Genomic DNA, 11,797 nt, shown 5'->3' on the forward strand with positions numbered 1-11,797 from the left:
CAATTGTGACAAGGCTGGAGCCGTATAATGAAACCACAGTCTCATATCGTTGATCTTCTCAATGCTGCTAAATTGATGGCGGATAACCAGTCCAACACCCTGTTGAGCTACATCATCAATATGGCGATGATCGAAGCTTCGACTGGCGCTGGCATCAGGAAGAACGAAGACGGAAAGACTGGCGTTGACGCAGCCTGAAGCTGCTCAATACCGACAACAATCAGGTGGCCATTAAACACCAATAGCCGATGGCTGATACCATCGGGACTTTTGAAGGGCTGGTCGCGAGACTGGCCTTTGTTCGTTTGCAGCAGTTTTGCCGCAGGATCGCCGGCAGTTGCTGCCTGCCGGCGATGGTTGCAGCACGTCAGCACGCCGTGCTGCGTAGCTGGATCAATCCTCTTCCTGGAACACCGCCTCACGCTTGGCCTTGACGGCGGGCAGGAAGACGACGACCAGCACGGCAAGGGCGATCAACAGCAGGATGGCGCTGATCGGCCGTGTAACGAAGGTCGTTGCGTCGCCGCGCGACAGGATCATGGCGCGGCGCAGGTTTTCCTCCAGCAGCGGTCCAAGAACGAAGCCGAGCAACAGAGGTGCCGGTTCGCAGCGCAGCTTGACCAGCGCATAGCCGGCCAGACCGAAGAACGCGACGGCATAAAGGTCGTAGACGTTGGAGTTGACGCTGTAGACCCCGATCGAGCAGAAAGCCATGATGATCGGGAAAAGCACGTAGTAGGGGATCGTCAGCAGCTTTACCCACAGGCCGATGAGCGGCAGGTTCAGCACGACCAGCATCAGGTTGCCGATCCACATCGAGGCGATGATGCCCCAGAACAAGGCGGGTTGCTCGACCGCGACGTTCGGGCCGGGGACGATGCCCTGGATGATCATCGCGCCAACCATCAGCGCCATTACCGGGTTTGCCGGAATGCCAAGCGTCAGAAGCGGGATGAACGATGTCTGGGCGCCGGCATTGTTGGCCGATTCCGGGCCGGCGACACCAGCGATCGCGCCGTGGCCGAACTCCTCCGGTGTCTTCGATATGCGTTTTTCGACCGTGTAGGAGGCGAAGGCAGCAAGAATGGCGCCACCGCCGGGCAGGATGCCGAGCGCCGAACCGATGACCGTACCGCGCACGACCGGCGCAAACATCCGCTTGAAATCGTCCCGGGTCGGCAAAAGGCCGCTGACCTTGGCCATCAGCACGGTGCGGGTTTTCTCACCCTCAAGATTGCGCAGGATCTCGGCAACGCCGAAGACGCCGACGGCGACGGCAACGAAGTTCAGCCCATCGGCATATTCACGGATGCCAAGCGTGAAGCGTGGCGTGCCGGTGTAGATGTCCGTCCCGACCAGCCCGAGCAACAGCCCGAGCGCAACCATCGCCAGCGCCTTGACGATCGAGCCGTGCGCCAGCGCAATCGAAGAAACGAGGCCGACGATCATCAGCGAGAAATATTCCGCCGCGCCGAACTGAAGGGCAATTGCCGTCAATGGCAGGGCGAAGATCGCCACCAGGAAGGTCGAGACCGTTCCGGCGAAGAACGATCCGAGCGCTGCGATCGAGAGAGCGGCACCGGCCCGGCCTTTACGCGCCATCTGGTAGCCATCGATAGCGGTGACAGCGGATGAGGATTCGCCGGGCATGTTGATCAGGATGGCGGTGGTCGAGCCACCGTACTGCGCTCCGTAGTAGATGCCGGCGAGCATGATCAGCGAGGAGACAGGCTCCAGCTGGAAGGTGATCGGCAGAAGCATGGCGATGGTAGCAGTGGCGCCGATGCCGGGCAGAACGCCGATCAAAGTACCGAGCAGCACGCCGATCAGGCAGAAGAGGAGGTTTTCGGGTGAGCCGGCGGTGGTGAAGCCGAGGGCGAGATTGCTGAAAAGTTCCATCGTGATGTCCTACAATCTGACCCAGGGGCCGAAGCGCTGGAAGGGCAGGCCGAGCGCATAGCTGAACACAGCGACCGAAAAGAGCGTCAACGCTGCCGACAGCGCAAGCGCCGTCAGCGGTTTCATGCGCTGCGAAGCAAAGCAGGCGATCAGTGCGGTGAAGAACAGCGACGGCACGAAGCCGAGGCCGCGCACAGTCAATCCGAAAAAGATCGGCGCCGGCAGGATGAACAGCATGCCGCGCCAGGCAATCGGCCCGAGCGGCTCGCCCTCCACACGGGTTGATTGAACAATGATGACGATGCCGAGAAGCGTCAGGATGGCTGCAAGAAACAATGGGAAATAACCGGGGCCCATCTTGAACGCCGTACCGAGTTCAAGCCCGAGGCTTTGATAGATGAAAAAGCCGCCAAGTCCGATGAAGAGCGCACCGCAGAGCGCATTGGTGGTGTCGAAGGATAAGGATTTCATGATGCCTCCTGTGTTTCAGCCCGGCCTCCAGTCCCCACCAGCGTATCGCGTGGCCGTCAAAATGACATTGGGCGGATGCCTCCCCCTTTCAAGAAAGAGGGAGGCGGGAGGGCATAGGACTATCGTGGGCGTGATCAGTCGGCGTATTGGCCGGCGGCTTCGATCACCGGCTTCCAGCGGGCGATTTCGGTCTCGAGTTTGGTCTTCAGGGCGGCCGGTGTCGCTTCGGCTTCCGAAGATGGAACCGTGCCGAGTTCGGCGAAGCGTGCGACGACGTTCGGGTCCTTGAGGGCGACTTGAAGCGCCTTTGAAAGGCGTTCGGTGGCTTCTGCCGGTGTGCCCTTCGGCGCGTAGACGCCGTGCCAGATGCCGACCTGGAAGTCAGCAAGACCGCCTTCGACAGCTGTCGGGACGTCCGGCAGGACCGGCAGACGCGCAGGCGAGGTGACGGCATAGGCCTTGATGGTGCCGCCGACGATCTGCTTTGTGGTGTTGGTGGTTTGGTCGCACATGATATCGACCTGGCCGCCGAGCAAGTCGGTCATCGCCGGGCCGGTTCCCTTGTAGGGGACGGTGACGAGCGGCGTTTCGATGGCGCTCATGAACATCATGCCGCAGAGATGCGAGGCAGCGCCGATGCCGGCATTGGCAACGGTGACCGTGTCTTTGTTGGCTTTGACGTAGTCGATCAGGCCCTTGAGGTCCTTCGGCTCGAAATCCTTGCGGGCGACAATGGTCATCGGCACGTCGGTGACGAGACCAACATATTCGAAGGCGTTCAGCGTGTCATAAGCAAGCTTGCGGTAGAGCGTGGCGCTGGTGGCCATGCCGATATGGTGCAGCAGAACCGTGTAACCATCCGGATCGGCCTGTGCGACGCGGCCAGCACCCAGCGAACCGCCGGCGCCGCCGACGTTTTCAACGACGATCTGCTGGCCGAGATCCTTCGACATGGATTCGGCAACGAGGCGCGCAACCGTATCGGTTGGTCCACCGGCCGAGAAGGGAACGACCATGGTGATCGTGCGGTCCGGATAGGACTGTGCGTGTGCGGAGATGGAAATGAGGGAAACGGCAGCAAGGGCCGTCATGCCAAAGATGGCTGTCAGGGTTTTCATCGAAGTCCTCCCGGATGAAATATGTTGCCAGCCGGCGCAGCTCCTCCCGCGCCGATTCTGGATGCTTTATTTGTGAAGGTGAGCCCTCATGCGGCAACTGTTCCACGCCGGCTTCAGCCGGTTTTTGCAAACAGTGCGGCGCAGCATGGGTAAGTTTGGGGACATACGCCGGAAAGTATGGGTGGATTTCCACCCATTGCGCCGTCAAAGGGCGTAGTCGTCGTAATCGATGGACAGCTTTTTATCCAAACCGTATTTCTGCATTTTCTCGTAAAGCGTCTTTCGCGATATGCCCAGAAGCTCATAAACGGGCCGCAACGCGCCGCCATGGGCGGCAAGCGCGCTGGCGATGATGCCGCGTTCATAATCGGCGACCTTGTCGGCGAGGCGTTGTTTTTCGGGCTGTACCTGTCCTTCATCCGGCCTCAGGTCGAGCCCGAGGACCAGCCGGTCGGCCGCGTTGCGCAGTTCGCGGACATTGCCCGGCCACGTGCGTTCGGCAATCTCGGTGATCAGGCTCGGCGGCACATCGATATCGCTGCGCACATAGCGGGCGGCGGCCTCTCTGACCAGCTGCAGGAACAGGAGCGGGATATCGGCCTTGCGCTGCGCCAGCGAGGGAACGTGCAGTGTCGCGACATTCAGCCGGTATAGGAGATCGGCGCGAAAACGCCCGGCTGCCACTTCCGCCTCGAGATTGACCTTGCTAGTGGCGACGAAGCGCACGTCGAGCGGTACGATCTCGTTGGAGCCGAGGCGGGTAATCACCCGTTCCTGCAGCACCCTGAGAAACTTGGCCTGCAGGTCGAAGGGCAGGGAGCCGATCTCGTCAAGCAGGATGGTGCCCCCGCGCGCATGTTCGAATTTGCCGTAGCGTGGCCTGATCGCCCCCGGAAAGGCCCCGGCTTCATGGCCGAACAACTCGCTTTCAATCAGGTTTTCCGGCAGGGCCGCGCAGTTGATGGCGATCAACGGGCGGTCGGCGCGGGCGCTGATATCGTGAAGCGCCCGGGCAACAACTTCCTTGCCGGCGCCGGTTTCGCCGATGATCAGCGTATCTGCGTCAGTAGCGCCGATGGCGCGCAGCCGGTAACGCAGGTCGACCATCGCCTGTGTGCGGCCGGGCAGCCGTGCCTCGATATCGTCCCTTTTGCCGGCGACGGCTCGAAGGCGGCGGTTTTCGAGGACGAGGCTGCGCCGGTCGAGCGCGCGGCGGGCAATTGCTGCCAGATGCTGGGCCGTAAATGGCTTTTCCAGGAAATCGTAGACACCTGCGCGCATCGCCTTGACGGCGAGCTGTACGTCGCCGTGGCCGGTCACCAGGATGACCGGGATTTCTGCGTCGACCTCGCGGATGCGCTGTAACAGCGTCATGCCGTCCATGCCGGGCATGCGGATATCGCTGATGACGACGCCGGAAAAGCTGTAGCCGATCAGTTCCAGCACATCCTCGGCGCTGGAAAGCGTATCGACCTCCAGTCCGAACAGGCCGAGCGCCTGCGCGGTGGAGCGGCGCATATCTTCTTCGTCGTCAACCAGCAGAACGCGTGCATCACTCACTCGGCGGCCTCCCGGGCGGCGGTTGCGGCCTCAAGCTCTATGCGAAACATGGCGCCTCCCTCCGGATGATTGGTGACGGAGAGACTGCCGCCGAAGTCCTTGACGATATTGTAGGAGATCGAGAGACCGAGACCCAGCCCCTTGCCGACGCCTTTGGTGGAATAAAACGGGTCGAAGATGCGCTCCACGATCGCACCCGGTACACCCGGTCCGTGATCCCTGATCGTCAGGATAATCTTCCCGTCCTGACGTTCCGCCAGGACATGGATGCGCCGGTCGTCTAGACCTTCGACCGCATCCGCTGCATTGGTGATGATGTTGACGAGGACCTGTTGCAGCCGGACGAAGCCGGCATGGACCATGACGGTGTCTTCGCCAAGTTCGACTTGCAGATCGGCATCGGCGGTCTTCAGGCGGGCGGAGACGATCTCCAGCGTATCGGCGATGACGGCACCGAGCGCCACGGATCCGAGCTTTTCGTTCGGTTTGCGGGCAAAGTTGCGCAGGTGGCGGCTGATCGAGGCCATGCGGTCGATCAGTCCGGAAATACGCCTGATATTGTCGCGGGCCTCGGGTACGCGTTCCAGATCAATCAGCATCGCCGCGCTATCGGCATAGGTCTTGGCAGCGGCCAGCGGCTGGTTGAGTTCATGGGAGAGGGCGGCCGACATCTGGCCGAGACCTGCGAGCTTACCTGCCTGGATCAGGTCCGCCTGCGTCTTTCGCAACTCCAGTTCGGTCAGCCGCCGCTCGGCGATTTCTTCCTCGATGCGCTGATTGACGAGGGCCAGATCGGCCGTGCGCTCCTCGACCCGGTGTTCCAATTCGTTGCGCGCCTCGGCCTGCATGCGCATGCGCTCGGCAAGGCGAGCACGGCGTTGCATGATGATGGCCAGCCCAAGTCCGGCGAGGCCAAGGAAGAGCACGACCGCAATGATGGTGGTTCGTGCCTGGGTGCGAACGGATGCGGTGTCCATCAGCACGTTCACGGTCCAGTCCGCCTCCGGCATATATTGCGACAGGACCAGATATTCCCGGTGTTGCGCGGTGGTCATGGTCATCAGTTCGTGGCCGTCGAGTGTCGAGCGGGTGATCGGTAATGGCGTGATGTCCGCCTCGGCGTAGCGCCGCGATGCCCCGGTCCGTTTCAGACGCTCGCTGTTCAGCGGCAAGGTGCTGGAATAGAGCCATTCCGGGCTGCCGGTCATGAAAACGATACCCTCGGGGTCGGAGACGAAAATCTTGTACTCGCCGCCGCGCCACGAAGCCTCGATGGAGCTGATATCGACCTTGAAGACGATCACGCCTCTAATGCTGCCGGTCACGAGGATTGGCGAGGCGAAAAAGTAGCCGCGCACAAACGAAGTGGTGCCCAGCGCGTAAAAGCGGGATTGTTTGCCCTTGGCAGCATCCTGGAAATAGGGGCGGTAGCTGAAGTTCTGGCCGACAAAGCTTGTTTTCAGATCGTAGTTGCTGGCCGCAATGGTGTCTCCGTCGAGGGTTATGACGTAGATATCGGAGGATTCCAGCAGGCCGTTGATCTCCTTGAGGTAGACATTCGCCGCATCGCGCAACGTCTTGTCATCCGGGTGTGTGATCAGTTCCTTGATATCGTCATGATCGGCGATCAGGGCCGGTAAGGGTTCATAGCGGCTGAGGTGGCCGCTCAGCGCCGAGACTGCAAGGCGCAGAGCTGAGCTTGCCTGCAGCGACGCCTCGTCCATATAGCTGCGCGTTGCCCATGCTCCGCCCTGAAAGATCACGGCAAACAGCACAAACGGCGCAAGGCATAAGGCAGCGAACAAGCGAACTTTCACGGAATAAAGGCTCCTCCCTCGTTTCCGGCCAGTGGCTATGCGCCACCGGCTACGAGTTTAGAGGCCCACGTCGGAGTTTCCAAGGCTTGTTATCGGACTGCCGGCGCTTAGCGCTGTTCCAACGCAATGACTGTACCATCGGAAAAAGCCAGATCCTGTTGTAGACTGGCGGGCAGATGGGCGATTTCGCGTCGCGTTGCCTTGCGCGTTTCCGCGATTTTGCGGGCTTGGTGGCCATGGCTCAACTGCTCCACCAGCGGCGCAAACATTTGGCGCATCGAGAATGTGAAGCCACCGGAGCAAAGCCGAACGGAGGTCGTGTCAACCGGTGTTGTGTCGTGATGCAGGGACATGGGAAGCTCCTTTCGTCGTGTCTTCGATGTTTGCAACTTGACTATCGGCCTCCTTTGAGGTTCAATCAAACGAAATGAAGTGATGTTCTTATTCAGAAAATCTGATCCGTGAGGCTCCCATGAATATGATGCTACGGCATGTCCTTCCGCTTCTCGAACTGGACATCCTGAAAACGTTCGTCGCCATCGCCGAGACCGGAAACTTTACGACGGCCGCCGAAACGGTCTACCGGACCCCATCGGCGGTCTCGATGCAGATTAAGAAACTTGAGGAAATGCTGGGCTGCGTTCTCTTCCTGCGGGATGCGCGTTCGGTATCGCTGACGCCGAAAGGCGAGGTGCTGCTCGGGTTTGCGCGGCGCATGCTGGCGCTCAACAACGAGGCGGTGTCGCGTTTCCTCTTGCCTGACATGAACGGCGTTGTCCGTGTCGGCGCACCGGAAGATATCGGCGAGCGCATCCTGCCTGAAGTGTTAAAGCGGTTTTCCGAATCCTATCCGAACGTCACGGTCGACGTCACCATCGGGACCAGCACCGTCATGCGCAAGCGTGTCGATGAACACCGGATGGACATCGCCATCTTCAACAGCATGGCCGGCGAGAACACCGGCGGCGGCGAAATCCTCGTTTCTGAAAGGCTTGTCTGGGCCGGGACGAAATGCGGAACGGCTCATGCACGCGACCCGCTGCCGATCTCGATGTGGGAAGATGGTTGCGTCTGGCGTGCCGACGCCGTGGAGAAGCTGACACAGTCCGGCCGCAAGTTTCGCGTGGCATTTTTAAGCGCCCATACGACTGGACAGCGCGCTGCCATCCAGGCGGATCTGGCGATTGCGCCACTGCCGCGCTACCTTGTCCAGGGTGATCTCGTGGCGCTTGGCGAAGCCGAAGGCCTGCCGGAGCTTGGTCACTACAATATCGGTCTGCAGGTGGTCGACAATGCTTCGCCACCGGTTCTGGCCGTCGCCGAGCATGTGCGCACCGCGTTCGTCGGATTGCAATAAACGATAGGCAAGGGCGGTGCCTATGCGCCGTCCTTCTTCAGCCAGCGCTGAACGCGGATTTCATCTTCATCCATCCATCGTGTCAACGTTTCGCTGCGGCTTGCGCGCATTTTTGCAAGTTCCGCCAGCGAGCCATTCTCAAAATCTTCGAAAACTTTCGGATGGATATAGGACGAGCGGCAGACCGCGCGGGTGTTGACGAGCCGGGTCGCGACCGTATCCACCACGTCATTGATCTGGCGCTTGATTTGCCTCTGGCTCGGGCCTGGTTCGATCATTGAGAGAGCAGTCGCTGCCATACGGGTAGCACCCCAGGTGCGGAATTGCCGTGAAGAAAAGTCGGCGCCGGAGGCGTCGCGGATATAGGCATTGACGTCCTGTGAGCGGATCGCATGCCGTTCGCCATCCTCATCAAGATACTGAAACAATTGCTGACCGGGCAGTTCCTGCAACATGCGGATCGATTTTGTGATGCGGCGATCGTTGTGGCTGAGCCGCCATTCCTTGCCGGATTTACCCTTGAAGTTGAAGTGGACGCTGGCCCCTTCAATCTTCACATGGCGATTGCGCAGCGTCGTCAGGCCATAGGAGCCGTTCTCCTCGGCATAGGTGGCATTGCCGACGCGGATATAGAGATTGTCGAGCAGCCAGACGATTGTCGCCAGCGCCTTGTCCATGCCCGGCTTGCGCAGACGTAGATCGTTATCGACCTTCTCGCGTATCTTTGGTAGCCGCGCGGCAAAATCCGGCAATTGGGCGAACTTGGTCTTGCCGCGTTCGGCCGACCATTCCGGATGATAGCGATATTGTTTTCGCCCGCGCGCATCCCGCCCGGTCGCCTGCAGATGCGAATGCGGATCGGTCGAGATCAGCACATCGGTATAGGCGGGCGGAATGGCAAGTGCTGCGATCCGATCCAGTTCACTCCGGTCGTCGATCCGCCTGCCGTGGGAATCATAATAGCGAAAGGCGCGTTTGCCCGGCTTGCGGGTAATGCCGCCATCCAGATTGGACAGGTAGACGAGCTCCGGCGGCATTGCCGCCTCCGCGTCATCGTTTTTTCGGGTGCGAGATTGTGTCTGATCCACAGTGACGCAAAAACGCCACCGTGGTCATTTGGTTCCAGCGGCGGTGAGCAGATTCGGGGTGGCTATTCGCGGCTGCGGCGCCTGCGCCGGCCGCCGCCATCTGCGCCATCGTCGGTCAGCACTTTCCGCTCGGGCAGTTTTACCACCGCCGAGAGTTTCGGGAAGGTGTCGACCTTGTTGGGAAGCGCCATCGCATAGACGAAGTGCTCCTGAAACTTTGATTCAAGTGCCGTCTCTATCTTCTCGATTTTGCTGATGGTTTTCTCAATTTCGCGACGGTGGTCGCGGTTGAGCAGCGCCATCAGCGCGCCGGTCCCGGCAGCGTTGCCTACGGCCTTGACCTCGGAGAGATCACAGTCAGGAATGAGGCCGAGAACCATGGCGTATTTCGGATCGATGAAGGAGCCGAACGCACCGGCAAAGCGGATCGTATCGACATGCTCGATCTCGAGCTTTTCCATCAGAAGCTTGATGCCGGCATAAAGGGCCGCCTTGGCAAGCTGGATGGCACGCACGTCATTTTGGGTTACCGTGATGCGCTGGTCGCCATCATGCAGCAGATACGAGAAGGTGCGGCCGTTCTGCAGGATGCGCGGGCTCTTTGCCGCCATGCCACCATCGACGACGCCGTCTTCGGAAATGATGCCGCTGAGATACATCTCCGCCACTACCTCGATGATTGCCGAGCCGCAAATGCCGGTGACGCCGACAGCAGTAGCCGCCTCCGCAAAGCCCTCTTCATCCGACCATTTATCAACGCCGATGACGCGGAATTTCGGCTCCAGCGTTTCCGGATCGATCCGCACCCGCTCGATGGCGCCGGGAGCGGCGCGTTGGCCTGAGGAAATTTCGGCACCTTCAAAGGCAGGGCCGGTCGGCGAGGAGGCGGCGACGACACGGTCCTTGTTGCCGAGCACGATTTCGGCGTTGGTGCCGACATCGACCAGAAGCATCATGCGGTCCTGACGGTAGGGGCCTTCCGCCAGTGTTGCGCCGGCAGCGTCGGCGCCGACATGGCCAGCGATACACGGCAGCATGTAGACACGGGCGCCACGGTTGACGTCAATGTCGATGTCATGCGCCCAGTATTGCAGCGCGCCGGAGACTGCCAGGGCGAATGGCGCCTGGCCCAGTTCGGTCGGGTCTATGCCAAGGAACAGGTGGTGCATGATCGGATTGGCGACAAAGACCATGTCGAGAATGTCGTGGCGATCAACCTCTCCCTCGGCACACACTTTGCCGATCAGGACATTGATGGCTTCGCGAACAGCCTTGGTCATGGCTTCCCGGCCGTCCGGGTTCATCATCACATAGGAGACGCGGCTCATCAGGTCTTCGCCAAAGCGGATCTGCGGGTTGGATGTGCCGGAAGAGGCGACGATGCGTCCAGACAGCAGTGAAACCAGATGCATGGCAATGGTTGTCGAGCCGATGTCGCAGGCGACACCATAAGCTTCGTTCTTGAGGCCCGGCCACAATCCGACGATGAACGGGCGGGAACTGTCCATGTCGCGGTGGATGGCGGCGGTGACACCCCAGTTGCCCTTGCGCAGGATGCCCTGGATTTGCGGGATCAGATGCGGCGCGATCAAAAGATCCTTCCAGCCCCAGTCCTTTTCCAGCATCACCTTCAGCCGGTCGAGGTCGCCGAGCGGCTTGTGCATGTCGGGCTCGTCGACCTCGACATAGCAGAGCTGGACAGCGGCATTGCGCTCGATCACGCGGTCGGTCGCGGCCTTGCGCACCACCTGCGCGTTGATGACGGTATCTTGCGGCACATCGACGACGAGGTCGCCGAGGATTTGCGACGAGCAGGACAGGCGGCGCCCCTCAGGCAGGCCGCGAATACTCTCGTAGCGCTCTTCCTTCGGTCCCTTGACCGAGATGTGGTCGAGCGAGGAGATGATCTTGTGCTTGGCAAAATTGCCTTCCTGCACCGAGACCTGACAGCGGCCGCAGGTTGCCCGGCCGCCGCAGACGCTCTCCACGTAGACACCGAGCGAGCGGGCCGCATCCAGTACCGGCGTGCCGACGGGGAAACGGCCACGCTTGCCGGATGGCATGAAGAGGACGAGGGGATCACTTTTGTTTTCCTGGGCGGACACGGTCAGTTTATTCCTATGCAGTTTGGGCTTTTCGCTTCGGCCTATTCATTGAGCCGCCGCGCATTGGCGCGGACACGGCTGCCATATGGTTTCAGTGCTGCGACTGCAACACGGTCGGAAGCGCCGGCAAGGCCAGCGCAGGTTCCGGTCGCGAGTGCAGCTGCAGCAATCATGCCTTCCTTCACCATCGCGACGTTGACGGCCACGATGCTTTCGGTGGCGGCCGAGAGTTTTTCCGTGATCATCCGGCTGACTTCCGCCGCGCCGCTGGGGGATCCGCTCGAGAGGGCAAAGTCCTGCAGGCGCGAGGATATGACCATCGGAGCCTGGAACCAGAGGCTGGCGAACTCGTCGAGCAGATCGGCACTGAAAAACATCACGT

General features: G+C 60.6%; 11 protein-coding genes. 2 read left to right on the forward strand and 9 right to left on the reverse strand.

Going from position 1 to position 11,797, the window contains the following annotated elements; all coding sequences use genetic code 11:
• Positions 1–27 precede the first annotated feature (27 nt).
• On the forward strand, positions 28–198 hold the full coding sequence (locus ACSQ3J_RS10170) for a hypothetical protein (protein WP_156393897.1): 171 nt from the start codon (positions 28–30) through the stop codon (positions 196–198).
• A gap of 195 nt (positions 199–393) precedes the next feature.
• On the opposite strand, the gene ACSQ3J_RS10175 is transcribed toward ACSQ3J_RS10170, so the two are convergent.
• From ACSQ3J_RS10175 to ACSQ3J_RS10200, 6 genes are all read right to left on the reverse strand, one after another.
• Positions 394–1,899, reverse strand: coding sequence for a tripartite tricarboxylate transporter permease (locus ACSQ3J_RS10175; protein ID WP_060506185.1), 1,506 nt, complete (start codon positions 1,897–1,899; stop codon positions 394–396).
• Positions 1,900–1,908: 9 nt separating this feature from the next.
• The gene (locus tag ACSQ3J_RS10180; protein WP_060506186.1) at positions 1,909–2,370 is read right to left on the reverse strand and encodes a tripartite tricarboxylate transporter TctB family protein; all 462 of its coding nucleotides are present in this window, start codon (positions 2,368–2,370) and stop codon (positions 1,909–1,911) included.
• Between the two features lie 134 nt (positions 2,371–2,504).
• Positions 2,505–3,488 (reverse strand): tripartite tricarboxylate transporter substrate-binding protein, encoded by a 984-nt coding sequence (locus ACSQ3J_RS10185; RefSeq protein ID WP_060506187.1) that lies wholly within the window; start codon positions 3,486–3,488, stop codon positions 2,505–2,507.
• Between the two features lie 204 nt (positions 3,489–3,692).
• Positions 3,693–5,048: a sigma-54-dependent transcriptional regulator gene (locus tag ACSQ3J_RS10190; RefSeq protein WP_436039063.1), complete on the reverse strand. Its 1,356-nt coding sequence runs from the start codon at positions 5,046–5,048 to the stop codon at positions 3,693–3,695.
• Positions 5,045–6,865, reverse strand: coding sequence for a sensor histidine kinase (locus tag ACSQ3J_RS10195; RefSeq protein WP_060506189.1), 1,821 nt, complete (start codon positions 6,863–6,865; stop codon positions 5,045–5,047). The genes ACSQ3J_RS10190 and ACSQ3J_RS10195 overlap by 4 nt, the downstream gene beginning before the upstream one ends.
• A gap of 107 nt (positions 6,866–6,972) precedes the next feature.
• Positions 6,973–7,218 carry a hypothetical protein gene (locus tag ACSQ3J_RS10200; protein WP_060506190.1) on the reverse strand — a complete coding sequence of 82 codons (246 nt, stop codon included), beginning with the start codon at positions 7,216–7,218 and terminating at the stop codon, positions 6,973–6,975.
• A 119-nt stretch (positions 7,219–7,337) separates the two neighbouring features.
• On the opposite strand from ACSQ3J_RS10200, the gene ACSQ3J_RS10205 reads away from it, so the two are divergent.
• Positions 7,338–8,222: a LysR substrate-binding domain-containing protein gene (locus tag ACSQ3J_RS10205; protein ID WP_060506191.1), complete on the forward strand. Its 885-nt coding sequence runs from the start codon at positions 7,338–7,340 to the stop codon at positions 8,220–8,222.
• Positions 8,223–8,242: 20 nt separating this feature from the next.
• Here the strand turns inward: ACSQ3J_RS10205 and ACSQ3J_RS10210 are convergent, their stop codons facing one another.
• The 3 genes from ACSQ3J_RS10210 to ACSQ3J_RS10220 all read right to left on the reverse strand — a co-directional run bounded on the left by ACSQ3J_RS10210 (position 8,243) and on the right by ACSQ3J_RS10220 (position 11,792).
• Positions 8,243–9,259 carry a DNA topoisomerase IB gene (locus ACSQ3J_RS10210; protein ID WP_060506192.1) on the reverse strand — a complete coding sequence of 339 codons (1,017 nt, stop codon included), beginning with the start codon at positions 9,257–9,259 and terminating at the stop codon, positions 8,243–8,245.
• Positions 9,260–9,372: 113 nt separating this feature from the next.
• Positions 9,373–11,373, reverse strand: coding sequence for an ASKHA domain-containing protein (locus ACSQ3J_RS10215; RefSeq protein WP_060506193.1), 2,001 nt, complete (start codon positions 11,371–11,373; stop codon positions 9,373–9,375).
• 83 nt (positions 11,374–11,456) lie between these two features.
• Complete coding sequence (locus ACSQ3J_RS10220) at positions 11,457–11,792, reverse strand: hypothetical protein (protein WP_060506194.1); 336 nt, start codon at positions 11,790–11,792, stop codon at positions 11,457–11,459.
• Between the last annotated feature and the right edge of the window lie 5 nt (positions 11,793–11,797).

This window comes from Rhizobium sp. LjRoot98, assembly GCF_964252935.1.
Lineage (GTDB): Bacteria > Pseudomonadota > Alphaproteobacteria > Rhizobiales > Rhizobiaceae > Pararhizobium.